The sequence below is a fragment of the Streptomyces sp. CA-288835 genome (genome assembly GCF_050936385.1).
Classification (GTDB): domain Bacteria; phylum Actinomycetota; class Actinomycetes; order Streptomycetales; family Streptomycetaceae; genus Streptomyces.
Genome location: NZ_JBNJMW010000001.1, coordinates 6,058,385 through 6,080,421 on the forward strand (window position 1 = coordinate 6,058,385; position 22,037 = coordinate 6,080,421).

26 protein-coding genes and 1 riboswitch are annotated in these 22,037 nt (G+C 67.9%); of the genes, 15 read left to right on the forward strand and 11 right to left on the reverse strand.

Going from position 1 to position 22,037, the window contains the following annotated elements:
* Positions 1 to 18 precede the first annotated feature (18 nt).
* The 3 genes from ACQEVY_RS27635 (at position 19) to ACQEVY_RS27645 (ending at position 2,396) form a co-directional block, all read left to right on the forward strand.
* Positions 19 to 306, forward strand: coding sequence for a winged helix-turn-helix domain-containing protein (locus tag ACQEVY_RS27635; protein ID WP_432952120.1), 288 nt, complete (start codon positions 19 to 21; stop codon positions 304 to 306).
* 268 nt (positions 307 to 574) lie between these two features.
* Positions 575 to 1,081: an SMI1/KNR4 family protein gene (locus ACQEVY_RS27640; RefSeq protein WP_432955422.1), complete on the forward strand. Its 507-nt coding sequence runs from the start codon at positions 575 to 577 to the stop codon at positions 1,079 to 1,081.
* Between the two features lie 259 nt (positions 1,082 to 1,340).
* On the forward strand, positions 1,341 to 2,396 hold the full coding sequence (locus tag ACQEVY_RS27645) for a hypothetical protein (protein WP_432952121.1): 1,056 nt from the start codon (positions 1,341 to 1,343) through the stop codon (positions 2,394 to 2,396).
* Between the two features lie 145 nt (positions 2,397 to 2,541).
* On the opposite strand, the gene ACQEVY_RS27650 is transcribed toward ACQEVY_RS27645, so the two are convergent.
* The gene (locus ACQEVY_RS27650; RefSeq protein ID WP_432952122.1) at positions 2,542 to 4,137 is read right to left on the reverse strand and encodes a hypothetical protein; all 1,596 of its coding nucleotides are present in this window, start codon (positions 4,135 to 4,137) and stop codon (positions 2,542 to 2,544) included.
* Complete coding sequence (locus ACQEVY_RS27655) at positions 4,137 to 5,381, reverse strand: FAD-dependent monooxygenase (RefSeq protein WP_432952123.1); 1,245 nt, start codon at positions 5,379 to 5,381, stop codon at positions 4,137 to 4,139. The genes ACQEVY_RS27650 and ACQEVY_RS27655 overlap by 1 nt, the downstream gene beginning before the upstream one ends.
* Before the next feature lie 496 nt (positions 5,382 to 5,877).
* A riboswitch (cyclic di-AMP (ydaO/yuaA leader) is annotated at positions 5,878 to 6,028 on the forward strand.
* 4 nt (positions 6,029 to 6,032) lie between these two features.
* Here ACQEVY_RS27655 and ACQEVY_RS27660 point away from each other — a divergent pair.
* Entirely contained in the window at positions 6,033 to 6,770 is a 738-nt protein-coding gene (locus ACQEVY_RS27660) for a transglycosylase SLT domain-containing protein (RefSeq protein ID WP_432952124.1), read from the forward strand.
* A gap of 91 nt (positions 6,771 to 6,861) precedes the next feature.
* On the opposite strand, the gene ACQEVY_RS27665 is transcribed toward ACQEVY_RS27660, so the two are convergent.
* Complete coding sequence (locus tag ACQEVY_RS27665; protein WP_432952125.1) at positions 6,862 to 7,605, reverse strand: hypothetical protein; 744 nt, start codon at positions 7,603 to 7,605, stop codon at positions 6,862 to 6,864.
* A gap of 45 nt (positions 7,606 to 7,650) precedes the next feature.
* Entirely contained in the window at positions 7,651 to 8,253 is a 603-nt protein-coding gene (locus tag ACQEVY_RS27670; RefSeq protein ID WP_432952126.1) for a hypothetical protein, read from the reverse strand.
* A gap of 778 nt (positions 8,254 to 9,031) precedes the next feature.
* Between ACQEVY_RS27670 and ACQEVY_RS27675 the strand changes: the two genes are divergently transcribed.
* The 9 genes from ACQEVY_RS27675 to ACQEVY_RS27715 are packed head-to-tail and all read left to right on the forward strand — an operon-like array spanning position 9,032 to position 15,636.
* A complete protein-coding gene (locus ACQEVY_RS27675; RefSeq protein WP_432952127.1) occupies positions 9,032 to 9,760 on the forward strand; it encodes a hypothetical protein in 729 nt (242 codons plus the stop codon).
* A gap of 23 nt (positions 9,761 to 9,783) precedes the next feature.
* Positions 9,784 to 10,635, forward strand: coding sequence for a hypothetical protein (locus ACQEVY_RS27680; protein ID WP_432952128.1), 852 nt, complete (start codon positions 9,784 to 9,786; stop codon positions 10,633 to 10,635).
* On the forward strand, positions 10,632 to 11,942 hold the full coding sequence (locus tag ACQEVY_RS27685; RefSeq protein ID WP_432952129.1) for a CpaF family protein: 1,311 nt from the start codon (positions 10,632 to 10,634) through the stop codon (positions 11,940 to 11,942). Before ACQEVY_RS27680 ends, ACQEVY_RS27685 begins: the two co-directional genes overlap by 4 nt.
* A gap of 44 nt (positions 11,943 to 11,986) precedes the next feature.
* Positions 11,987 to 13,015, forward strand: coding sequence for a type II secretion system F family protein (locus tag ACQEVY_RS27690; RefSeq protein WP_432955424.1), 1,029 nt, complete (start codon positions 11,987 to 11,989; stop codon positions 13,013 to 13,015).
* Positions 13,015 to 13,935, forward strand: coding sequence for a type II secretion system F family protein (locus tag ACQEVY_RS27695; RefSeq protein ID WP_432952130.1), 921 nt, complete (start codon positions 13,015 to 13,017; stop codon positions 13,933 to 13,935). The genes ACQEVY_RS27690 and ACQEVY_RS27695 overlap by 1 nt, the downstream gene beginning before the upstream one ends.
* Positions 13,936 to 13,977: 42 nt before the next feature.
* Positions 13,978 to 14,229, forward strand: a complete 252-nt coding sequence (locus ACQEVY_RS27700; protein WP_432952131.1) for a hypothetical protein — start codon at positions 13,978 to 13,980, stop codon at positions 14,227 to 14,229.
* A gap of 22 nt (positions 14,230 to 14,251) precedes the next feature.
* Positions 14,252 to 14,701 carry a TadE family protein gene (locus tag ACQEVY_RS27705; protein ID WP_432952132.1) on the forward strand — a complete coding sequence of 150 codons (450 nt, stop codon included), beginning with the start codon at positions 14,252 to 14,254 and terminating at the stop codon, positions 14,699 to 14,701.
* Positions 14,702 to 14,716: 15 nt separating this feature from the next.
* Entirely contained in the window at positions 14,717 to 15,154 is a 438-nt protein-coding gene (locus tag ACQEVY_RS27710; RefSeq protein WP_432955426.1) for a TadE/TadG family type IV pilus assembly protein, read from the forward strand.
* Positions 15,154 to 15,636: a TadE/TadG family type IV pilus assembly protein gene (locus tag ACQEVY_RS27715; RefSeq protein WP_432952133.1), complete on the forward strand. Its 483-nt coding sequence runs from the start codon at positions 15,154 to 15,156 to the stop codon at positions 15,634 to 15,636. Before ACQEVY_RS27710 ends, ACQEVY_RS27715 begins: the two co-directional genes overlap by 1 nt.
* A gap of 4 nt (positions 15,637 to 15,640) precedes the next feature.
* Here ACQEVY_RS27715 and ACQEVY_RS27720 read toward each other — a convergent pair whose 3' ends face one another.
* Positions 15,641 to 15,964, reverse strand: a complete 324-nt coding sequence (locus ACQEVY_RS27720) for a hypothetical protein (RefSeq protein WP_432952134.1) — start codon at positions 15,962 to 15,964, stop codon at positions 15,641 to 15,643.
* 105 nt (positions 15,965 to 16,069) lie between these two features.
* Positions 16,070 to 16,702 (reverse strand): HAD family hydrolase, encoded by a 633-nt coding sequence (locus ACQEVY_RS27725; protein WP_432952135.1) that lies wholly within the window; start codon positions 16,700 to 16,702, stop codon positions 16,070 to 16,072.
* Between the two features lie 483 nt (positions 16,703 to 17,185).
* On the opposite strand from ACQEVY_RS27725, the gene ACQEVY_RS27730 reads away from it, so the two are divergent.
* Entirely contained in the window at positions 17,186 to 17,389 is a 204-nt protein-coding gene (locus tag ACQEVY_RS27730; RefSeq protein WP_432952136.1) for a hypothetical protein, read from the forward strand.
* Positions 17,390 to 17,596: 207 nt separating this feature from the next.
* Here the strand turns inward: ACQEVY_RS27730 and ACQEVY_RS27735 are convergent, their stop codons facing one another.
* Together ACQEVY_RS27735 and ACQEVY_RS27740 are read right to left on the reverse strand one after the other, a co-directional pair.
* On the reverse strand, positions 17,597 to 17,800 hold the full coding sequence (locus ACQEVY_RS27735) for a DUF397 domain-containing protein (RefSeq protein WP_432952137.1): 204 nt from the start codon (positions 17,798 to 17,800) through the stop codon (positions 17,597 to 17,599).
* Between the two features lie 8 nt (positions 17,801 to 17,808).
* On the reverse strand, positions 17,809 to 18,660 hold the full coding sequence (locus ACQEVY_RS27740) for a helix-turn-helix domain-containing protein (RefSeq protein WP_432952138.1): 852 nt from the start codon (positions 18,658 to 18,660) through the stop codon (positions 17,809 to 17,811).
* A 238-nt stretch (positions 18,661 to 18,898) separates the two neighbouring features.
* Between ACQEVY_RS27740 and ACQEVY_RS27745 the strand changes: the two genes are divergently transcribed.
* Positions 18,899 to 19,312, forward strand: coding sequence for an ATP-binding protein (locus ACQEVY_RS27745; protein WP_432952139.1), 414 nt, complete (start codon positions 18,899 to 18,901; stop codon positions 19,310 to 19,312).
* Positions 19,313 to 19,373: 61 nt separating this feature from the next.
* Here ACQEVY_RS27745 and ACQEVY_RS27750 read toward each other — a convergent pair whose 3' ends face one another.
* The 3 genes from ACQEVY_RS27750 to ACQEVY_RS27760 all read right to left on the reverse strand — a co-directional run bounded on the left by ACQEVY_RS27750 (position 19,374) and on the right by ACQEVY_RS27760 (position 22,034).
* Positions 19,374 to 20,024 (reverse strand): hypothetical protein, encoded by a 651-nt coding sequence (locus tag ACQEVY_RS27750; protein ID WP_432952140.1) that lies wholly within the window; start codon positions 20,022 to 20,024, stop codon positions 19,374 to 19,376.
* A gap of 304 nt (positions 20,025 to 20,328) precedes the next feature.
* On the reverse strand, positions 20,329 to 21,396 hold the full coding sequence (locus ACQEVY_RS27755) for a hypothetical protein (RefSeq protein WP_432952141.1): 1,068 nt from the start codon (positions 21,394 to 21,396) through the stop codon (positions 20,329 to 20,331).
* 2 nt (positions 21,397 to 21,398) lie between these two features.
* Positions 21,399 to 22,034: a hypothetical protein gene (locus tag ACQEVY_RS27760; RefSeq protein WP_432952142.1), complete on the reverse strand. Its 636-nt coding sequence runs from the start codon at positions 22,032 to 22,034 to the stop codon at positions 21,399 to 21,401.
* Between the last annotated feature and the right edge of the window lie 3 nt (positions 22,035 to 22,037).

Sequence of the window (22,037 nt, forward strand, 5' to 3'; positions counted from 1 at the left end):
TGTCGTACGTTGTTCGATATGACAGGAGAGTCAGGGCAGTCGCCGATCGACCCGACGAAGATTGCCTACGTCTACATGCAGATGGCGGACCACATCGCGGCCCGCATCGAGTCAGGGGAGCTGCGACCTGGTGCGCGGCTGCCGGGCGAGCGCGACCTTGCCGCCGAGTACGGGGTCGCCCACCTGACCGCTCGCCGCGCCACCCGCGAACTCCGCGACCGCGGCCTCGTCGTCACACTCCCCGCGAAGGGCACCTTCGTCGCGTATCCGGACGCGAACGAGCCCGCCGAGGACAGCGAGGAGTAACGGCGTCGCCCGCCCCGGCATTCTTCCGTCACGCCGCCTCGACGTGGACGTCGCCCGCATTCAGCACGACCATGTCTCTTCACCGTAGAAGAGGTTGAGAGCGACTTCGACGTCTCGTCGCTCCTGCTCTGTCAACTCCTTTGTGGCGACGCCGGGCAGCGACTTGGAAGCGCGATTGATCTGGTCCGAGGATGCATCCCTCACGCCGCACCCGAATCCCTGGGGCTTCTGAATTCGCATGAGTGCATCAATTGAGCGGCTGATATGACTGGTTCCCACTGCCTCAACGCCTTCGGGGAAGGACTGGCGTCTGATCGAGGACGAGGTTGGGACATCCCTGCCTCGCGACTACAAAGAGCTCATCGACACCTATGGGGGTGGGCTGTTTGATAACTGTCTCTGGCTGCTCGAACCGGGGTGTGCAAACAAGCATTACGATTTGCTCACGGAGATAAGAGAGCGCGCGGAAGCCTTTGAGTTGCTATGGGGCCACGGCGAAGAGAAGCCCAGTGAGCTGGAAGAAGAGGGTAGCCGTGTCATTCCATGGGCCACCACAGAGAATGGTGAGTTTGTCTTCTGGTTAGCGCGGTTCGGACAAGAGCCCGACACCTGGACGGTGATGGTGAACGAGGGCCGCGGCGCTGAGTGGGAACACCACCAGATGACCTGCACCAGCTTCTTGCTCGCGGTCCTGGAGGGAGACGTACGCTCAGAGATACTCTGGGAACTCCCTGTCGCAGAGCACAAATTCCGTCCAAGCGGCGACTTCGTGTGACACGCTCTAGGCCTTGCTGTTGGCGAACCGACGACCCGCCCCCAGAACCCTATGAATCGCCCGTATATGCACGAAATGCTGTCACGTATTGTTCCGGATCTGCGGTACCAGTCAAAGAAGACCGAATGGCTCGCAATGTGGAGCCTACTCCGCTCTGAGTAAGCTCCCGGCTGAATTTCTGGCAGGATTTTGCCTGGCCTGCGCGGAACCGGGAGAGCACCGCCGCCGTCTACGGGCCCAGGAATAGAGAGGGTGCGGCATGGCGAGCAACAGTTCAGTGATCAGCTCGGAGGACCGTCGGGCCGGTACCTCCGTCGTGGTCAAGGCCCTGCGGATCACCGGCCGTGGCCGGCGCCCGGTGTTCGGCTCCGCCGTTCTGGCCGGCGTGGTGGCGCTGCTGGTCGGAGGGGGGATCGTGGCAGGCGCGTTCGCTGCGTCGTGGGGGCTCTTCCTGCAAGCCAGACGAGACGCCGAGTTCAGCATCGCGTCCGAGGACTCCTATGTCGCGTACGCCGACCAGAAGGACAGCCTCGTCAACGTCGCGTTATGCGTGTTCCCGCTGCTGCTCCTCGTCGCCATGGTCTTGATCGCATGGCTGCTCACCGCCCAGGCCGTCACCGTCGCGTACGCGCGGGAACGAGCGGTGGCGGGCACGTGCGCTGCCGCGGCCCCAGGTGCGCTCGGCCTCCGCGCGCTGTGGCGCCGCTGCCGTCCGCACTTCGGGACCGCGTTCCGCGTGCAGTTGCTGACCCTGGTGTGCGTCCTCGTCCCGGCACTGGCGGGCCTGTTCGTCCTGGTTCTCCTCGAGTTGGAGATGGTGCCCGGGGTTGTGTGGCCCACGTACCACGATCCCGCGACCGTGCAGTTCATCCTGGTGGGACGGATCCTGCCCGTCGTGATCTGGGCGCTCGGAGGCGTCCTTCTGGCCCGTTTCTCACTGGCCACCGCGGTACGGGTGGCGGACAACTCCTCGGCAACGGCGGCGATGCGCCGTTCCTGGACGCTGACCGGTACGGCACGTCTGTACACCACCGGGATCTTCCTGCTGGGCACGCTCGCGGTCGCCGTGGTCTTCAACGTGCTGAAGTGGCTCGGGACGTATGTGGCGCACTGGGCGGGGCTGCTCATGCTGGCCACCACCGAGGACAACGTGTGGGTCACCGGCGTCCTCGTCATCATCACCCCGGTTGCGGTGGCGCTTGTGCTGCTGCCCTTGGCGCTGGCGCCGATGGGCGTCCTGCTCGCGTGCCTGCGCGAGCGGCTCGACGGCGGCACGGGAGAGGTTCGGCTGCCGTCCGGTGCCCCGGTCGGATAGTGCCCGCGCTAGGGGTGCGAGAGCCGAGCCAGCCGCTCGGGTGGGCCGACGGGTGAGTGGCCCAGCGAAAGCTGAACCTGACCTGTCCCTCAGGCTGGGCCGACGGTCGGGGTGTCTGGGGCAGGGCGTTCTCCGAGACGCACCGTCAGCCCTCTGGCCCCGCCGACGCCTTGGCGCAAAGGTACGGACGCGCGAGCAGCAAGCCCGTACCCGTAATAGCGATGCCGAAGTAGACCGGCGCCAAGTGGACGAAGTCCGTGTAGTGGATCACGCTGTGCACCACGACCGCCGGCAAGAAGCCGGCCGCCGCAGCCGCAGTCAGCGTCCAGAACACCCACGCCTCGCCCCGCCGCCACCCCCACGCGCTGAGCAGGACGATGGCCACCGCGGCGGACATCAGGGCGCCGCCCAGCCCCGCCCGGTCGTGCGCGACGAACGGCACAAGCCGGGGGTTCAGGGTTTCCAGCGCCTCCGCGCTCGTGCCCAGGAAGGTCAGGTCGGTCGGTACGAAGACGCCGGTCAGGCCCACCACCGAGATCACCGCTCCGCCGATGAACAGGCCCGCTCCCGTGACGATCAGCAGGAGTTGGCCGGTCAGGGCCCGTCGGCGTTCCGGTTCCGGGCCCTCGGGGGGCAGGTGCCAGCGTGGTGTGTGCGGGGTGCGGCGGACCGCGGCCACGAACATCGGGAACAGTACGAGGGCAGTGGCCGTGTGCAGGGGTTCTACGAAGCCGGTGGCCAGGAAGTAGAACAAGGTGGGGAAGCCGATCGCTCCCGAGAGCAGGTACACCTCGCGGGCCCAGGGCCAGCCGCGTCGGATGCCGCCCACGGCGAGGCCGGTGTAGAGGGCGCCGATCGATGCCATCGTGCCGGCCATGGTGATCCGGTCGTGCTGGAGGAAGTGGACGAGGTGGTGGTTGGCGGCGTGCAGTTGATGCACCGTCATGCCGAGGTAGTCGCGGTCGTACCAGAGCAGTACCGGCCCGAGTGTGATCGCCGCGGCGCCGAGTCCGGCGCCCGTCATACCGAGCCCGACGAGCAGCGCCCACCACCAGGCGGGCCAGCGGCGCGGATCGCGGCCGACGTCCCGTAGCCGCGGAGGGGGCGCGGTGGGCGTGGCCGCCTCGGTGACCCGTGCGAACCAGCCGGGTCCGGCCTCGACCAGCACCTCGGGCCGGGCCAACACGACGGCGCCCGGCTCCTCGAGCGCGGCGGCCGCGGCGGTGACCGACGGGTCGGACACGTAGACCAAGTGCGGGTCGTCGCCGCTGGTGAACCTGTCACCGTACGGGTCGGACACATGGACGCCGTCCGGGTCGTCGCCGCTCGTGAACCCGTCGACGTACGGCTTGAGGGCGGCCTCGGTCTCCGGATCGCCGGTGCGGACGACCAGCGGGATCGAGCGGCCGGCAGCGGCCTTCCGTACGGTCTCCACATCGGCCGCCGAGACAGGTGACACCTCGACGACGCCGGCCCCGAGCGGGGGCATGGCCCGTACCGTGTCGCGGGCGAGCGAGGGCGGGACGGTTATGCCGAGGCGGACGGTCACGGGTACGCCGGCGATCTCACCGGCGAGGCGCTCAGGCGGGTGGCGGTGGCCGAACCCCCGGGCGATCAGCCGTGCGCCGGCGGGACGGGAGCCGATCGAGGCCAGCAGCCGCAGTGCGGTGCGCTGCGAACGGCGACGGCCGAGGACAGCGGCGGCCGCGCCGCGCAGCGGGTGATACGTCCAGTCCGGCATCAGTCGCCCTTGCTCTCGCTCTCGCCCTTGTTCTTGCTCTCGCTCTTCGTCGCGGTCGCCGGGTCAGCGGGCGCCGTCCAGCCGAGCACCGGCGTCATCGAACGCAGCGTCGCCCGCGTCGGCGTCAGCCGGGCGGCCGTGTCGCGCAGCAGCACCGCGGGCGGCCACGCCAACTGGCCGACTGCGCCGAGGCGGGCGGAGCGGCGCGTGATTGCCTGGGTTCGCGGGCGGCGCAGCAGGTCGTACGAGCGGAGTGCGGCGCCAACGTCCGGGGTGCCGTCGAGGCAGTGGGCGAGGGTGACCGCATCCTCCAGCGCCTGGCATGCGCCCTGGCCCAGGTTGGGGGTCATGGCATGGGCCGCGTCGCCCAGCAGCGCGACCCGGCCGCGTACGAAGGTGGGCAGCGGCGGAAGCTCGTACAGGTCGTGCCGGAGCACCGCCTCCGTGGGGACGGCGGCCAGCAGGGCGGGCACGGGATCTGGCCACGACCCGAACCGGCGCAGCAGTTCGGCGTGCTCGGACGAGGACGAGAGCGAGGGCGAGGACGAGCCGGAGGCCGCTCCCTCCGGCAGCGACGCCGTCGCGAAGCAGTACATCCGCCCGCCCGGCAGCGCCGTGTAGCCGAACCTCTCTCCACGGCCCCAGATCGCCGCGCCCTCGGAGGGCGGCTCGGCGAAGGGCTCGGTGACCATGCGCCAGGCCGGGTAACCGGCGTACCTGGGGCCGGCCGCGTGAGGCCACAAGGTGCGGCGGACCGCACTGCGCAGCCCGTCGGCGCCGACCACGACGTCGGGCCGGGACCCGCCCCCTGTGCCCCCGCGGTGATCGACGACCAGACCGTGGCCGTCGTCGCGGACCGCGGACACCTCGCTGCTCGACCGCAGGCTGTCGGCGGGCAGTGCCTCGGTGAGCACCCGCAACAGGTCCGCGCGGTGCAGGACCACGAGGGGTTGGCCGAAGCGGCGCGCCAGCTCCGCGTTGTCCGTACGGGACAGCCAGCGGCCCCGGCGGTCCCGTACGCCACCTGCGGCCTCGACGGCGCCGAGTGCCCGTACGTCGTCGGCCAGGCCGAGCACCTCAAGCGCGTGCAGCGCGTTCGGCCACAGCGAGATGCCGGCGCCGATCTCGGTGAACTCCGGGGCACGTTCCAGGACTTCGACGCGCCAGCCCCGGCGGTGCAGGGCGATGGCCGCCGCGAGGCCGCCGATTCCGCCGCCGACGATGGTCGCGGCGCGCTGCGGCATGGGTCCTCGCTCTGCTTTCGGGCGTCGCCCGGTCAGGTGGCCGTCGATCCGGTGCCTGAGCGGCATGCGACGCGGCGCAGGTCCGCAGGTCCGGCTGGGAAGCGCCTCATCGCAGCATGGCGGCAGTCGCCTGTCAACGTGCCTAGGGGCCGACCGGCAAGGGGTTCTGCAAGCCCCGCCCCGGACCGCCCCCAGGAACGCGCAATGCCCGAGTTGCCTACATTGCCGCTTTGTTCAGTCTTAGTGGTACTTGATCGCGTGAAATGGGTCACGTGCGGATGGAATGGGCGTTGAAGGCGCACCTCGACAACTTCTGCTTTGCAGAACGTAAGTTGAGAGTCGCGTTCCGGAATAATCGGGCGATTTGCCCCTCGTTTTAGCGAGTTCATAAGGGGCGCACCGGGATTTCGAGGCTTGTTTCGGGTGTGTGCTCTCGCATACGTTCACGTCTCGATCCGGACGGAACGCCTAATCCTGCCGCCGCTCCGGAACCCCATTCGTCCACGCGCTACGGCAGGAGCGGGGGACCCAGGTAAGTCGCCGATCCGGGCAACCGGAACGGCTTGGGGTGAAGTCGCGCTCCCCGCGCGGCCGGGCAGCTCCCGCCCGAACCCGACAGCTCACCTCGCAGGCGCCGGAGAGGAATTCGTCATGCCCGCACGAGGTAAGCACCGCCGTACGAGAGTCAGCCGCATCGCCCGCGCCTTCGTCCCCGTAGGAACGGGTGGCGTCGCGCTCGCGCTCCCGTTCGTGGCGGTGAGCGGTGCCCACGCCGCCCAGCCGTCGGGGCAGGTCACGCAGGTCGCGCAAGCCGCCGCTCCGCAGGTAGAGCTCGTCACGCACAAGGTGGCCAAGGGCGACACCTTGACCAAGATCGCCAAGAAGCATGGCACGAGCGGCGGTTGGCAGGGGCTGTACAAGGCCAACCGTGCGGTCATCGGGAACAACCCGTCGATGATCAAGCCGGGTCTCACGCTGACGGTCGGTACGAAGAAGGCGGCCGCGAGCCCGGCGGCCGCCAAGTCCGCGGCGCCCGCCGCTGCCACGCAAGCCGCCGCGAAGACGTACTCGAACGACCTCGACGGCTGGATCAAGGAAGCCCTGGACATCATGGCCCAGCACGGGATTCCGGGCTCGTACGACGGCATCCACCGCAACGTCATGCGCGAGTCGTCCGGGAATCCGCAGGCCATCAACAACTGGGACTCCAACGCCGCGGCCGGCACCCCGTCCAAGGGCCTCCTGCAGACCATCGACCCGACCTTCAGCGCCTACCACGTGCCCGGCACGTCGACGGACCCCTTCGACCCGGTCGCCAACATCGTGGCCGCCTGCAACTACGCCGCCGACCGATACGGCTCGATCGACAACGTCAACGGCCCTTATTAAGAACGGCCCTTATCAAGAGGGATCGGGGCCCGTATCGGGCCTGAGCAGAACACCGGCCCGGGTACCAGGTACCCGGGCCGACGCACACCCGTCAACCGAGCTTCGCGTTCTGCTTCTTCAGGATCATCGCCGGGATCTTCGTGTCGCTGGGGTAGCCCTTGGAGATGGCCGAGCCGTTCACTGAGAAGTAGACGGCGACGACGTCGGCGCTGCGTACGGCCGCGCCGTGCACCGTATGCGTGACCCCCCTGAACGTCATCGTGGACTTGAAGGCGAGGGATTCGTCGCCTGCCGCATCGGTCTTCTCCGCGGTGACGGTGTCGTGCTTGCCGCTGTTGCCGTTCGCCTTGGCCGTGAAGCCGGCGCCGCAGGAGTCCACCGCCTTGGAGAGGCCGGCCATGGCGGACTCCGCCTTGCCCTCCTCCTCGTAGGCGTTGAGCGTTATGTAGTTGGACGGTTTGGTGAGCGGGTTGATCGACGCGAAATGGGTGAGGAAGGCCTGCGGTTCGCCCAGCGGGAGCTGGTTCATCGCGTACGCCAGTGGGGCGCAGACCTCTTTGTCGAGGGTGACCTCGTCCTGAGACTTGGCGAAGGCGTACTCCGGGTCCAGGTCTGCCTTCGCGACTTCGTAGTCACCGCCTATCTCGGCCTGGGTGACCATGAGCTTCGCCAGGCGATCAGCCGGGTTCGGCCCCTTCGAAGGGGTGGCCGAGGCCTCAGGTTTGGGCTTGTCCGCCGCCGCGTCCGTCTCCGAGTCACCGCCTCCGCAGGCGGTCAGGCCGGTGAGTACGGCTATGGAGAGGGCGCCGGCGGTCAGGGCAGCGGATCTCTTCATTCCTCTTCCTTTCCTTATCGATGGCTGCCGGTGGAAGCAACTGCCCTACTGGCCGGGGAACTTCCAGATGAACGGCTCCCCGTCCTCCTCCGCCCAGCGGACCTCCATCTCCTTGGCGTTCGCCGGGATCAGGTACGAGTCGCAGAAGGTGTGGCTCTCGCCCGTCTTCCAGCTCTCGACGTCGTACGGGTCCTCGCAGCCGGGCGCGTCGTCGGCGGCGCCGATGAGCAGGGTGCCCCGCTTGCCGTCCGCCCAGATGCTGGTGCCGTCGGCCGCGTCGGAGTCGGACGTCAGGGCCGGGCCGCCCTTGTGCGTGAACTTGAGGTGCGCGACCGCGAGCACCATGCCCTTGGCCTCCGCCTTGTCCTGCACCAGTTCCTGAGCCTCGGCCTCGGTGCCGACGTCCACCTTCATGGCGGTGATGTCGTACGTGACCTTGCCGTCCTCTTCCTCGACCTTGCCCTCGGCGCTCTCGCCCGTGGCCATCTCGCCACCGGAGGCCGCCTCGGCCGGAGTCGCCGCCGCCTTCGCCTTGCCGGCGGGCTTCTTCGCGTCGGCCTTGTCCTCCCCGCCGCCGCACGCCGTCAGCGCGAGCGCGAGAACGGCGACGGGCGCGGCGACGCGCAGGGCGGTTTTCTGGTGCAGCAAGACAAGCTCCTTGTGGGTGTTGTGATTGTGGGGGGATCTACTCGCGCAGGCAGCACGGCGGCGCGGCGCCACAACGGCACGGCACCACAGCGGCATGGCCACAACGCGGAACAGCCACAGCGACAGCCACAGCCGCGGCACAGCCACACAGCGCTACGCGGTCGGAGGTGCCGATTGCGATGCCGGTGCTCTACGGGGCTGCAAGCCACCGGAGTTGCACCAGGAAAGGCCCAACTGCTCGTCGGGCAGACGACGTTCCCCGTGCGCGGACCCGCTCGAACTCCCAGCGGAAACGCGATCAACAGATCCTGGGGTACCGCCCCTCACACTGTCAACAAGGCTGAACACTCACCGTCACCGGAGGCGCGAGCGTGCGGTCGCGGGGCGCCCTCCGACCTGGAAGGTCATCCCCCGGCCCACACCGCCCGCTCCTTAACGCGTGAGTAATTCGTGCAGGAACGGTGGCCTCCGCATGGCGATCACGTGTCTCGCGGGCGTCACGCCGTTCGCGCTCGCACAGCGAAACCTGCTCAGCAAGGCCCGTACTCAACGGGGAACCAACCGGCCTTCGTTGCGCGTGGATAACGTCGAGTCCTGTGAGGTTCGCGATCGTTGGCGCGCCTTGAGGGGCTTATGCGCCCCTGATACGGTGCGATGACTTGACACTCATTCCAGCACTCAAGTCGCTGGTTATTCGGCCAGGTCGGGCGGTACGTCCGATGCCGAATGGAGTGTCCCAAATGACGGAAACCTTCTTGGGTGTACGGGGAGCGGTTGCGTGAAGATCCAAGAGCGTACGGGGGCGGGTAACAACCGTTCCGCGGCGCCGGCTCAGCCGGCCATGGGTGAGCGTCTTCCCACGCCACCTCGCGAGCGCAAACCGGCACTCGCCGCTCTCGCCGTGCTGCTCATCCTGGTCGGCGCGCTGGGGGCGACGATGCTCGTGCTGCGCGCCGGGGATCGTATTGAGGTCATCCAGGTGAAGGAGGGCGTCGACATCCAGGCCGGCGAGTCCGTCTCCAAGAGCAACGTGACCTCTGTATTGGTCAATGCGGATTCCGACGTCAACTACGTCGAGTGGTCCGAGTTCAACGCCCTCAAGACGCTCAAGGCCAAGTCGACCATCTACGGGGGCTCCGTCGTCGTCGGCGAGATGTTCGGCAAGTCCGCCTCCCTCCCCGCCGGCAAGGCCTCCGTAGGCCTCGCCCTCAAGGAGGGCCAGTACCCGGCCAACCTGAAGGTTGGCGACACCGTCGCCGCCTACCGGGCCAGCAAGACCAGCACCGGCTCCAACTCCGACAACTCCTCGTCCGGCGGCACCGCCACAGGCACCGACACCCTCCTCGTCGACAACGCGCGCGTGAACACAAAGAGCACCGGCGACGACGCCACCATCACCACCGGCAACCTCGCCATCACGGTGCTCGTGGACCAGGACGACGTCCCCGCCCTCACCCAGGCCGCCGCCGCCGGCGAGGTCGCCGTCGTCCTCGTGCCCGGCAACTAAGGGCGAGAGAGACAAAAAGAGACATGGCGCTCATTGCTCTCGCCGCCGACAAGGGTTCCCCCGGCGTCACCACGGCCGCCGTCGCCCTCGCCGCGGTCTGGCCCCGCCGGGTGCTGCTGGCGGAGACCGATCCGGCCGGCGGTGACCTGGTGTACCGCAGTGCCGCCGCGCACGGCGGTCCGTTGAACCCCAACACCGGCATGCTGTCCATCGCCGCCACCGCGCGCCGGGGACTCGTACCGGATCAACTGTGGGACCACGTACAGCCGTTGAGCGGCGGCCTCGAGGTGCTGGTCGGGCTCGGGAACGCCGAACAGGCCGCCGGGCTCGCCGGGCTGTGGCCGACCCTTGGCCGGGCCTTCGCGCATCTCGCCGACTCGCCGAACGCGCCCGCCGATGTCATAGCCGACTGCGGCCGGGTCGCGGGGGACACACCGGCCGTCGAGATGTTCTCGCAGGCGGCCCTCGTCCTCCTCATCTCCCGTACGGAGCCGGAGGCCATCGCGCGCGTACGCGACCGGGCCGCCGCCCTCACCGCCAAGCTGCACGGCGGCGCCCGCGGCGCGGCCTCCCTCGCCACCCCGCTCATCGGCGTCATCCTCATCGCCGACCCGGGCGACTCCGCCAAGCTCGTCCACCAGGTCAACGACATGCTGGTGGCCGCGCAGACGGGCGCCCGCGTGGTGGGCACGCTCGCCGACGACCCGTCCGGCGCCGACCAGTTGGCCGGACGCAAGCGTGGCCGGCTCGACAAGTCCCTGCTCATCCGCTCGGCGCGCAAGGTGACCGCGGACCTCTACCAGCAGTTCGGGGCGGCCTGGGCCGTACCGGCCGGCGGGTCGGGCGGGCAGCCCACCGCGGGGGCCGGCCGATGACCGCGGTGGACCACCAGCTGGTCAAGCGGTTCCGGCAGGAGGCCGGTGACCGCATCGCCGAGCAGCGCCGCCTCGACCAGGTCTCCGGCGTCACGCCGATGTCCAGCGAGGACGAGCGGCAGTACGCCCGCGCGGTCATCGCCCAGATCCTCGAGGAGTACGCCCGTACGGAGATCAACTCCGGTCGTACGCCGCTGGATGCCGAGACCGAGGAGCAGTACGCGGCCGCCGTGCACGCCGCGCTCTTCGGGGTCGGCCGGCTTCAGCCGCTGCTCGACAACCCCGAGGTCGAGAACATCGACATCAACGGGTACGACCAGGTCTTCGTCGGATACGCGAACGGCGAGGAGATCAAGGCCGATCCCGTCGCCGAGAACGACGAGGAGCTCATCGAGCTCATTCAGATCCTCGGCGCGTACTCCGGTCTCTCCTCGCGGCCCTTCGACTCCGCGAACCCGCAGCTCGACCTGCGGCTGCCGGACGGTTCGCGACTGTCCGCCGTCATGGACGTCACCCGGCGCCCGGCCCTCTCCATCCGCCGCGCGCGCATGGGCAAGGTCTTCATGTCGGACCTCGTCGGCAACGGGACGCTCACACCCGAGATCGGGCACTTCCTCGCCTGCGCCGTCCGGGCCCGTAAGAACATCATGATCGCGGGCGCGACGAACGCCGGTAAGACGACCTTGCTCCGCGCGCTCGCCAATGAGATCCCGCCGCACGAGCGCCTCATCACCGTCGAGCGCGCCCTGGAGCTGGGCCTCGACCAGTTCCCCGACCTGCACCCGAATGTGGTCGCGTTCGAGGAGCGGCTGCCCAACTCCGAGGGGCAGGGCGCCATTTCGATGGCCGAGCTGGTGCGCCGGTCGCTGCGTATGAACCCCTCGCGCGTCATCGTCGGTGAGGTCCTCGGCGACGAGATCGTGACCATGCTGAACGCGATGTCGCAGGGCAACGACGGTTCGCTGTCCACGATCCACGCGAACAGCTCCAGCGAGGTCTTCAACCGTATTTCGACGTACGCGCTCCAGGCCAACGAGCGGCTGCCCATCGAGGCCAGCCAGATGCTCGTGGCGGGCGCCGTGAACTTCGTCGTGTTCATCCAGCGGCGCAACAACTACCAGACGGGCGGCCGACTTCAGCGCATGGTCACCTCGATCCGTGAGGTCAACGGCGTCGACGGACGCGTCCTGTCCAGCGAGGTGTTCGCCGAGACGGCCGACGGCAGGGTCGTACCGCATGCGCCCATGTCCTGCCTCGACGACCTGGTCGCGCACGGGTATCGCGGGCCCGCCGGGAACTGGGGCTGATGGGGATGACGGAAATGACGTACGCGATGGACGCGACGGGGGAGATGACGGGGTCGGCCGTGCAGCTTGCCGCGCTGGGTTCGCTCGGCTCCATGGGCGGGCTCTTCTCCACGACGGTGCTGTACGCGCTGGCGTGTGGGGTCGCCGTCGGCGGTGGGCTCGCGTTGTTCGCCGTCGCGGTGCGGGGGCTGCCCGCCAAGCCCGCGCACGAGAAGCACAAGTCCGGGGAAAGGGCCGGGGAGCTCATCAAGTTCGCCGGTCAGCGCGGTTCGATCGCGGCGGGCGCCGGAATCGTCGTCCTGCTGCTCACCCGCTGGGCGGTGGCCGGTATCGCCGCCGCCGTACTCGTCTTCTTCTGGGACAAGCTCTTCGGCGGCGCCTCCGAGGAGAAGGCCGCCATGCGCCGCGTAGAGGCGCTGGCGTCCTGGACCGAGTCGCTGCGTGACACGATCGCGGGCGCGGTCGGTCTGGAGCAGGCCATCCCGGCGTCCGCGCGAGCGTCCGCTCCCGTACTGCGGCCGCACCTGGACGCCCTCGTCGACCGGCTCCGCTCCCGTACGCCGCTGCCCGAGGCCCTGCAGCACCTCGCCGACGAGATCAACGACGCCTCCGCCGACATCATCGTCGCCGCGCTCATCCTCAACGCACGGCTGCGCGGCCCGGGTCTGCGCCAAGTCCTCGGCGCGCTCGCCAAGTCGGCGCGCGAGGAGGTCGACATGCGGCAGCGCGTCATGGCACAGCGGGCCTCGACGCGACGGTCCGTACAGATCGTTGTCGCCGTCTCGATCTCCTTCGTGCTTGGACTGTCCATCTTCAACCGCGAGTTCGTCGAGCCGTACGGCACGGCCATCGGACAGCTCGTACTCGCCTGCGTCTGCGCCCTGTTCGCGCTCGGCTTCTGGTGGCTGCGCAAACTGTCGACGATCGAGACGCCGGAAAGGTTCCTGGTCAGGGACGAGGCGGCGGTCCAGTTCGTACGACCCCGGATGCCTGCCCAGTCGCAGCCGTCACCGTCGGGACCGTCGGGTCCGGGCCAGGCGTCGGTTCCGTCCGAAGAGGGGGTGCGTCGCTGATGGACCTGACCATGCCGATCGTGATCGGTGCCGCCATCGGCCTGGGCGTCTACGTCCTCGTACGGGCCCTGATGCCGTCCAAGCGCAGCGCGGTTTCCCAGGTCGCGCGCATCGACGCGATGCGGGCGCGGGGCGCGGCGTACGAGTCCTCGCATCGCACCGCCGACGACGGGCGGCTGGGCAGTCTGCGGGCCGGAGTGGGCCAGCGCGTCGCCGAGTTCTATATGCAGCAGGGCTGGGAGCTGCGGACGCTGCGGGCCGATCTCGCTGTCCTGGACCGGAGTTGGGAGAAGTTCCTCGCGACGAAGGTGCTGCTGGGGGCCGCGGGTCTGTTCTTCGGGCCGCTGCTGTTCGCCGTGGTGTGGACGCTGGGCGTGGGTAGGAGCCCGATCATCCCGGTCTGGCTGGCGCTCCTCTTCGCGGTGCTCTTCTTCTTCCTGCCGGATCTGGAGGTGCGCCGGGACGCGGCCGACAAGCGGCGTGACCTGCGGCGCGTGATCGGCGCGTACCTGGACCTGGTGTCGATGAGCCTGGCCGGCGGCCGCGGTCTCCCGGAGGCCCTGATGGCCGCCGCCGAGATCTCCGACGGCTGGGCGACCCAGCGGATCCGTAACGCGCTGTCCGACGCCCGGATCACCGGCATCAGCCAGTGGCAGGCGCTCGGTTCGCTCGGCGAGGAGCTGGGCGTCGAGGAACTCAAGGACCTCTCGGCATCGTTGGCGCTCGTCGCGGACGACGGCGCGAAGGTCCGCGAATCCCTCGCTTCGCGTGCCGAGACGATGCGGCACCGCGAACTCGCCGATATCGAAGGCAGTGCGGGGGAGAAGTCGCAGTCGATGCTTGTGGCACAGCTGCTGCTGTGTGCGGGGTTCCTCGTGTTCCTGATCTTTCCGGCCGCGATGCGTGTGTTCCAAGTCTGACGCCGACCACTACTTTCGAGATCACTGAGAGGACAACTCACCATGAACGGACGGAACTTCAGCACCGGGATCCCGGGGGTGGACTTCCTGATCACCTTCCTCCAGGCGAGGGTGCAGCGCGCCCGCTCCGGGGAGCTCGACCGGGGGGCCTCCGCGGTGGAGTGGGTCATCATCTCGGCGGTCGTCGTCGCGATCGTCGGCGTTGTGGCCGCGATCATCAATGAGGCGCTGAGCGAAGGCGCCAACAAGGTGGGCGACTGCATCGAGGGCGCGGACGCAGGCAAGACCTGCTGAACTCTCCTTCTGTCATACGGGGTTGCTGGTGAGCGTACGACGCTGGGTGCGCCGCCGGGTGGAGGCCGCCTCCGCCCGCGGCGATTCCGGCATGACCGCGATCGAGTTCGTGCTGCTCACGCCCGTGCTCTTCTTCATGATCTTCGCGACGGTGCAGTTCGCGCTGTACTTCTTCGCCGATCATGTGGCCCAGGCGGCGGCGCAGGCGGGCGCGCGGAAAGCGCGCGCGACGGCCGACGAGCAGCCGGGCGCCTGGCGGGGCGAGGCGCAGAACGTGGTCGACAGCTATATCGAGCAGCTGGGGCCGCAGTTGGTCCTCGCGCCCGACGTGACGATGCTCCAGCCGGAGGAGAACACGGTGGGCGTGGAGATCACGGCCCAGGTGCCGTCGGTCTTTCCCGGGCTGGATCTGACGGTGCACGCGGAGTCTTCGGGACCGGTGGAGCGGTTCGTGGAGGATGACGGGAACTAGATGCGCTCTTTCGACATGTTCTCGTTTGTACGGGCACGGGTGCGGGTTCTGGCTTCCGGGGACCGTGACCGTGGGCTGTCCACGGTCGAGGTCGTGATCCTCGCTCCCGTGATGATCCTCTTCCTGCTCGTCCTGGTGGCTTTTGGGCAACTGGTTGACGGTCGTGGAGCGTTGGACGGGGCGGCGCGGGATGCGGCACGCTCCGGGTCCCTGCAGCGGGAGGAGGGCCCCGCGATGGCGGAGGCCAGGAAGGCCGCGGAGGCCAACTTGGAGGATGTCTGCTCGGGCCCCGTCACGGTGAACAAGACGAGCCCCGGTTTCGCGGACGCCGACCTGTTCACCGTCGAGGTGAGTTGCCAGGTGCGAGGTCTGGCCATGATCGGCCTGGACGTCCCGACCACCCTGACGGCGTCGTTCACGGCACCGCTGGATCCCTTCAAAAGGAAGGCGTGATGGGGGAGATGGGCGGGCGCATCCCGTGCGCCGCACGCGGTTGGTGGGACGCGCGCCGTGCACGCCTCGACGATCGGGGCTCTGGAGCCGGCGCGGTCATCATCTTCGCGCTGGTGTTTCTGTCGCTGTCGGCCTTCGTGATCGACGGCGGCCTCTCCATCTCGAAACGCGAACGCGCAGCCGACATAGCGGAGCAGGCCGCCCGCTACGCCGCCCAGGACGTGGATCTCGAAGCTCTGTACCAGAACCAGGAGGGCGGAGCCCCCATCAACTTCGAGAACTGCGACGCCCGCGTGAAGGCTTTCGCCAACGAGATGGACATGTCCGGCGCGGACATCGGTGCCACGCATTGTGTGGCCGCCAACGCGGACGAGGTGGAGGTCGAGGTCCAGCTCACGTACTCCCCGGTCTTCACAGGCATGTTCTACGGCGGAGACGTGGTCGTCCACGGCCAAGCGGTGGCCGAGAACGAGGTCGGCTGACGGCCTACTTGTCGCCCCCGCCCTTCTCCTTCGTCTTCACGCCATCGCGGGCCTTCTTCGCCAGGTCGTCGTCGACCTTCTTGAACTCGCGGACAATGGCGTCGGACATGCTGGCCAGGGCATCGAGTTGCTGGTTGATGTCCTCGCGGCCGTCCTCCCAGTTGGACTCGAATTCCTCGAGCTTGTCGTAGACCCCACCGTCGCCCACGTCGTCCCGATAGGACTCGAAGAGCTTCTTGGTGTGGTTCATACGCTGCTTGATGTCACGCAGTCGGCTCCCGTAGTCCTCCAGCTCACTGAGCGGAAGCGCGAGGTCGGGCTTGGCCATGTCTTCGATCCCCCTGTGGTGTGCGTGGCGCCTGCGGGCAAGCTACCCGCTACCGCAATGAAGATGTCGTGGAACGCCTCCGTGAGTGCTACGGGAGGAGCGGGCTCAGCTGTCCAGCAGGAAGCCCAACGTCCCACGCAGGTCCGCTGGTTCGCGGTAGTGGACGCCTGTCATCCCAAGCCGGACTGCGGCTTCGACGTTCTCGGGCAGGTCGTCCACGAACAGACACCGCTCCATGGCGACACCCGCCCGCTCGGCCGCGATCTCGTAGATCTTCCGGTCCGGCTTGGCCACCCCCACCCGTGCGCTACTGACGACGTGGTCTGCGAGGTCCGCCAGTCCCAACCCGGCCAGCTCATCCTCCAGTTCCACGGTCGCGTTGGTCACCAGCACCAAGGGCATGTGGCGCCGCGCCTGAAGGAGCATGTCCACCACGACGTCGTCGGCCCAGAACGGCGTCTTGGCGAATGCCGTACCCAACTCGCGCGCTTGGGCCTCCGACACCTCTCCGGCGAGACGGAGCACGATCGACTCCACCCACTGCTGCTTGGTGATCGCGCCCAGGAGCAGGGGCATGTCTATCTCCGGTGAGAATGCCACCTTCGCGGTTGTGCCCTCCGTCAGCCCCGCTGCCCGCTCCAGGCGTGCCAGTTCGGTTGTGTCGAAGAAGCGGATCACGTTGTCGAGGTCGCACAGCACGGCATCGAAGGGTCTGCTGGAGGTCTTGGAAGTCGTCACTGCCCTTGGATAACACAGCGACGAGCCCGGCTGTCGTTCATGTCATCGAATGGTGAGCGGCCCACTACTGGCTGCGCCCTGCGGCGCCCGGACGCGCGGACAGTCGGGCTGCGGCGGAAGATCTGGGAAACCTGCACAGCATTCACCGCGAGGTCATGCGGAACCTGAATAGCTGTCACACCTGTTTTGCGGCATGGGGCTTTGGCGGTTGGATGTCCGGCTTGGAAACCTGGTGGCAACTGTTGTGCGTGCACCGGCGTGGACGGGTGTGTGAAGGAGTTGGTGTATTCGGTGAGTTGGTCGTCACGGGTGTGAAGTTGGGCATCGGAATGCGTCCCGCAAGGGTGGGCAGCGGCTGGCCGTGCATTCGTAGGCGTGCTTTGATCCTGCGCACGGCGTGAGTTGCCGGGAATGGTTCCCGGTTTTTGGGAATCGGGCGAACTCCGCCATCGCGAAATTCACATCCGAAGGGAAACGCGCGCCATGAACTTCACCCCCCAGGTTGAAACCGCCGAGCTCTCCGACGCCGGCTTGGACAACGTGTCCGGCGGCCTCGCAGGCGGTGTGTCCGGCGGTGGCCTTCTCCAGGCCGGGCCCGTCAACGTCGACCTCTGCGCCGACGCCTTTGCCGTGGCCTCGGCCGACGGTGTCGTGGCGGGCGTGAGCGTTCACGCCGGCGCGCACTGACGGAGCGGGTGCCGCAGGTCCCGGATCGCCTGGGTGCTGTTGGCGAGTCCTCCCGGGGCAGGTGGTCGGTCGCGGGAATGTGACACTCACCCCCGCGAGTGTCACATTCCCGTGACTGCCTACCGGGGGGCGGCGGTGTCGGGAGATGCGCCCGCACTGTCGCCCGGATTCGCCAACAGCAGCCGACTGATCCGGGGCCTGTTGCGGTTACGTCGAAGGTGTGGCCAGGGCTCCGGAGCGTATGGAGTGGAGGAGATTGGCCAGGGGGGTGGGGGTGGTCGTGAGTTGAGTGGTGGGGGTGTCGCTTTCGCGGAGGTGGATCATGGTGGGGGTGGAGGCGAGTTCGACGCAGGAGTTGCCGTCACCGCCGCCGGAGAAGGACGACTTCTGCCAGTTGTCAGGGGTGGTCATGGTGCGCCTCACAGTTCCTTCGCCAGCCTGTGGATGAAGTCGCGCGAACGCTCGGGTTCGAGCGACACAGTCTCCACTTTACGGAAAAGCGTTCGAAAGACGGTGAGTTGGGCTTCTGAGTCGATGAAGGCTGTTCCGTGGGGTGCGTCGCGTACCGCAGTGTCCAGCTTGGGCACCCTGGCGCCCGCGTACGTCATGGCGCTCCAGGCTCCGGCGAAGCCGTCCAGGTCGAAAGGGATGACGCGCACAGTGACGTGGTCCATTTCGGAGAATTCCAGGACGCTGGCGAGCTGAGCCCGTGCGGCAGCACGGTCGCCGACCCTGATACGGAGCGCCGCCTCGTGGATCACCGCTTCGTACGGGATGGCCGCGGGGCTCTCGATGACGACCTTCCGTTGCATCCGATGGCGGACGCGCAACTCCAGGTCGGTATCGGGGAGTTCCGGAACCCGGTACGAGAAGACGGCGCGCGCGTAGTCCTCCGTCTGAAGGAGGCCAGGGACGTGCAGGAACTCGACGTCGTACCGATACGTGGCGTGGTGCTCCACTTCGGCGATGTCCAGAAATGGCGTGGGCAGTAGGCCTCGGTACTCCTCCCACCAGCCGCGCGTCCGGTCGGTCGCCATCGCCGCCAGTGCTTCCACCAACTCCTGGTCCGTGCACGCGTAATTGGCGGCAAGCCGACGGACGGTGTTCTCGCTCATGCCTACGATCCCGGACTCGATCTGGCTCAGCCGTGCCGAGTCGGTTCCCAGTGCCGCTGCGGCCTCGCGACCCTTGAGTCCTGCTGCCTCGCGGAGTTTTCGTAGTTCGGCCCCGAGGCGCATCTGACGTGCGGTGGGCTCCCGTCTCCGTGCCATGGGCTCCTCCTCGTCTCAACGGCCTTGGAACGGTGCCCCGTTCGGGGTGAGATTACGGCAGCGGGTTGCGAGAAGCCAATTTTGGTCTCTACTGTCGGTGACGCGTCGCACACGCTGCGGAACCTCGGGGCTCCGAAAGTGCACCGCTCCGTCATGCCGTGACGGCTGCGGCCGAGCCATCGCCCGTCGACCGCCGCACCCTCTCGCCAACTCTCCTTCCATCAAATGGAGTTCACGCATGCCCAAACCCATGGACGAGCCCTGGGGGTACACGCTTCACATCCCGCATGACGTTCGAGCCGCCACCGTCTGCCGGCGCACCTTGCGGCTGATCCTCACCATCCACGGGCTGATCCGGCTCACCGAAGTCGCCGAGCTGCTGGTAACCGAGCTCGTCTCCAACTCCGTACGGCATACGAAAGGGCCCGCGTCCCTGCGCCTGCACTGGCGGGACGGAGTCCTACGCATCGAGGCCTGGGACGCCGACCCTGAACCGCCGCCGCCTCCACGGGAGTTGGCGCACGCAGTGGACGCGGAGGCGGGGCGCGGTCTCGAACTCGTCCGCGCCTGCGCCGATGACTGGGGCTGGCATCCGTTGCGACGCGACGGCGACAAGGGCAAGTACGTGTGGTGCGACTTGCGGGCCGCGTAGCGTCAGCGGTTGACCGACTGGATTCCCTGGACGTTCGTGTCCAGTGACAAGTGCAGCCGCTTCACTGTGAGCAACCGCCCCTCTCGGAACGGACCGACACGGTTTGCCACACGCCCTGGGCGTTCTTGGCCATGGAGACCAGGTAGAAGACCTCGGGGTGCATGCCCGCTGGATTCCCCTCGACCTTGCCCGTCTCGCGGTGTTTTGTGCGCGCCATGCTTTCGTCGGTGCAGTAGGACACAGACGCGCTGGTCTTGTTGTCGCCGATGGTGGCCTTGGGGTCGAAGACGGGCAGCTTGCCGATCACCGTGAGGTTCTTGTCGGTGTAAGACTTGATCCACTCCCGGGCCTGCGACAGTCCCTCTTTGGTGTGGTAGTAGCTGACGGCTTTGCTATCGGGGTCGTTCGCAATGATGGCCGCGTACCCCGCCCGGAGTTCCTCCTTGCTGGCGTTGAGGACGGCCTGCTCGTCGGGGTCGTTGCTGGTCCAGTTCGCGAAGGGGAGCTGGAAGGAGCTCGGGAGCGTGATCTGCGGGCGCTTGGCCTCGGAAGGCGTTGACGCTGACGCGGAAGCAGGCGGGCTGCTCGCCCCCGTATCCGTCCCCTTGACGTCATCCGACGAAGAGGTGCCGTCACCCCCACCGCAGGCGGTGAGTAGCAGCGCCGCTGTTGCGGCGAACGTGGCGGCGGTGGGCACGGTGCGGCGGGCCACGGGCGAACTCTCCCTGTGTCAGGCGTGTGCAATAGAGAACGAAGCTATCAAGGGCAAGTAGCAGGTATCGAAGCGGCGTTGGGGACTGTGCCGGCGCCGTGAGGCCTGTGGCATGACAGTTGCGAAGAGTCTCAGAACCTCGGTTCGGCCGCCGCGCACGTATTGGCGGGCGGCCACACCGGGGGTCGGTCGATCTGCGACCGCTGCAGATCTCCCGCGCTGTGTCACAACCACGGCCGGTACACCCCCGTCCGCGGCTTGGTGAGCCGCGGACGGACAGCGGACCGGAAAGAGGTGGAATGCATCAGCGGTTGATCGACTGGATTTCCTGGACGTTCATGTCCTGGGTGGTCTCGAAGGTGCCGTTCGGGAGGTCGCCGCCATCGCCGCCCGCGCCTTCCCAGGTGATTTCCCAAGTCACCGAGGCGGACAGTTCGTACGGTTCGCCGTTGGTGGCCCGTAGGTACCTGATGCCGCACGGTGGGATCTTCCCGGCGTCGCCCGTCTTGTACGGGGTGCCGATGGAGCCGTCGTCGTTGATCGCGCAGTCGCCGGAGGAGGGGAAGGTCTCTGCGTCGTCTGTGCCCGGCTCCAGGTGGAGAGCGATCGGCTTCGCGGTCGTTTCTGCCCACAGGCCTGTGTTGGGCAGCTCGGCGCGGACCTTGACCTCCTTGAACGTGCCCTTGTCCAGCCACACCCAAGTGGGCGCGTTGACCGTCGACTTGGCCTCCGGCTTCAGTTCGATCTCGGTGTCGGGGACCTTCACCTTGTCGTAGGCGTACTCGGCGAGGATCTCCGGTGTGGGAGCGTTCGGTACGTCGGGGATCTCGCCCGCGTCTTGCCAGAACATGACGCGATCGCAGTCCCATGACTCTGGGTCAGTGTTGTCAGGTGCGACGCCGCGCCAGAAGTAGCCGTCCTGGCCGAGGTTGTAGTTGTCGTAGCCCTTGGCGGTGGACAGTTCGTCGTCGTGCCAGTTGGTCGCGTCCTGGCGGTCCCTGTAGTGGTCCGTCCAGAGCTTCTCGCCGTACCAGGCCACGTGGGGGCTGACGTCGCCCTGGCCGTTCGTCTCCGAGAACTCCTTGAGCTGCTCGGGCGTAAAGGCGGGCTCGTACCAGCAGGGCGGCGGCTCCCAGTTCACGTCCGTCGAGGAGATGTTGCCGGTGTTGCCTCCGGTGGGGCCGCTGACCTGGGTGATCTTGATCCGGGAGTTGCGGGCAGAGGCGGAGATGGTGCCGTTGGCGTCGGAGTCGGCGCCCGTCTCCCCTTCGTGTCCCGGCTCGCCGAGGGCGAGGGCCGGTGCTGGCGCCAGCGCTGCTGCCAGCGTCAGTGAAGCGAGCAGACTTCCGAGAGTCTTGCGGGGAGTCAGCATGATCAGCACGCTCCCGGTTCGGTCTCGACGGTCATCGTCTTCCAGACGCCGTTCGCTTCCTTCCCGAGGCTGGTGCGGTACTGCACCTTCGGGGACTCGCCCTCGGGAGTTCCCGCGGTCTCGCCCGTCTTGAGGTCCTTGCTGTAGCCCTTGCTCTCGTCTACGCAGTAGAAGAGCGTGGCACGCGTCTTGTTCTTGCCCAGGTAGGTGACCTCTGGGTCGTAGACCTTGACTTCCCCGGTGATCGTCAGTCCCTTGTAGCCCTTGACCCAGGTGGAGCCGGTGCTCATCGCTGCCTGCCCGCTGTAGAAGGACAGAGAGTCGGCTTCGGGGTCACCGGCGATGATGGCGGCGTACGAAGCGCGGAGGCGTTCCTTGCCGTCGTTGAGGACGGTCTGGAGCTCGGGGTCGCTGTTCGTCCAGCCCTCGAAGTTTGCCTGGAAGCTGGCCGGAAGCTTGATGACGGGGCGCTCCGCGTTCGATGCCGCTGAAGCCGAAGCCGAAGGACTCTTCGAGCCCGTATCCGCCCCCTGGATGTCATCCGTCGAAGACGAATCGTCACCCCCACCGCAAGCGGTGAGCAGTAGCGCCGCCGTGGCGGCGAACGTGGCGGCTATGGGCGCGATGCGGCGGGCCACGGG

What these genes read in the sequence shown, in the direction of transcription:
- ACQEVY_RS27635 (WP_432952120.1), top strand. Translation starts at nt 19, where the DNA reads ATGACAGGAGAGTCAGGGCAGTCGCCGATCGACCCGACGAAGATTGCC.
- ACQEVY_RS27645 (WP_432952121.1), top strand. Translation starts at nt 1,341, where the DNA reads ATGGCGAGCAACAGTTCAGTGATCAGCTCGGAGGACCGTCGGGCCGGT.
- ACQEVY_RS27650 (WP_432952122.1), bottom strand. Translation starts at nt 4,137, where the DNA reads ATGCCGGACTGGACGTATCACCCGCTGCGCGGCGCGGCCGCCGCTGTC.
- ACQEVY_RS27655 (WP_432952123.1), bottom strand. Translation starts at nt 5,381, where the DNA reads ATGCCGCAGCGCGCCGCGACCATCGTCGGCGGCGGAATCGGCGGCCTC.
- ACQEVY_RS27660 (WP_432952124.1), top strand. Translation starts at nt 6,033, where the DNA reads ATGCCCGCACGAGGTAAGCACCGCCGTACGAGAGTCAGCCGCATCGCC.
- ACQEVY_RS27665 (WP_432952125.1), bottom strand. Translation starts at nt 7,605, where the DNA reads ATGAAGAGATCCGCTGCCCTGACCGCCGGCGCCCTCTCCATAGCCGTA.
- ACQEVY_RS27680 (WP_432952128.1), top strand. Translation starts at nt 9,784, where the DNA reads ATGGCGCTCATTGCTCTCGCCGCCGACAAGGGTTCCCCCGGCGTCACC.
- ACQEVY_RS27685 (WP_432952129.1), top strand. Translation starts at nt 10,632, where the DNA reads ATGACCGCGGTGGACCACCAGCTGGTCAAGCGGTTCCGGCAGGAGGCC.
- ACQEVY_RS27690 (WP_432955424.1), top strand. Translation starts at nt 11,987, where the DNA reads ATGACGGGGTCGGCCGTGCAGCTTGCCGCGCTGGGTTCGCTCGGCTCC.
- ACQEVY_RS27695 (WP_432952130.1), top strand. Translation starts at nt 13,015, where the DNA reads ATGGACCTGACCATGCCGATCGTGATCGGTGCCGCCATCGGCCTGGGC.
- ACQEVY_RS27700 (WP_432952131.1), top strand. Translation starts at nt 13,978, where the DNA reads ATGAACGGACGGAACTTCAGCACCGGGATCCCGGGGGTGGACTTCCTG.
- ACQEVY_RS27710 (WP_432955426.1), top strand. Translation starts at nt 14,717, where the DNA reads ATGTTCTCGTTTGTACGGGCACGGGTGCGGGTTCTGGCTTCCGGGGAC.
- ACQEVY_RS27715 (WP_432952133.1), top strand. Translation starts at nt 15,154, where the DNA reads ATGGGGGAGATGGGCGGGCGCATCCCGTGCGCCGCACGCGGTTGGTGG.
- ACQEVY_RS27720 (WP_432952134.1), bottom strand. Translation starts at nt 15,964, where the DNA reads ATGGCCAAGCCCGACCTCGCGCTTCCGCTCAGTGAGCTGGAGGACTAC.
- ACQEVY_RS27730 (WP_432952136.1), top strand. Translation starts at nt 17,186, where the DNA reads ATGAACTTCACCCCCCAGGTTGAAACCGCCGAGCTCTCCGACGCCGGC.
- ACQEVY_RS27735 (WP_432952137.1), bottom strand. Translation starts at nt 17,800, where the DNA reads ATGACCACCCCTGACAACTGGCAGAAGTCGTCCTTCTCCGGCGGCGGT.
- ACQEVY_RS27740 (WP_432952138.1), bottom strand. Translation starts at nt 18,660, where the DNA reads ATGGCACGGAGACGGGAGCCCACCGCACGTCAGATGCGCCTCGGGGCC.
- ACQEVY_RS27745 (WP_432952139.1), top strand. Translation starts at nt 18,899, where the DNA reads ATGCCCAAACCCATGGACGAGCCCTGGGGGTACACGCTTCACATCCCG.
- ACQEVY_RS27755 (WP_432952141.1), bottom strand. Translation starts at nt 21,396, where the DNA reads ATGCTGACTCCCCGCAAGACTCTCGGAAGTCTGCTCGCTTCACTGACG.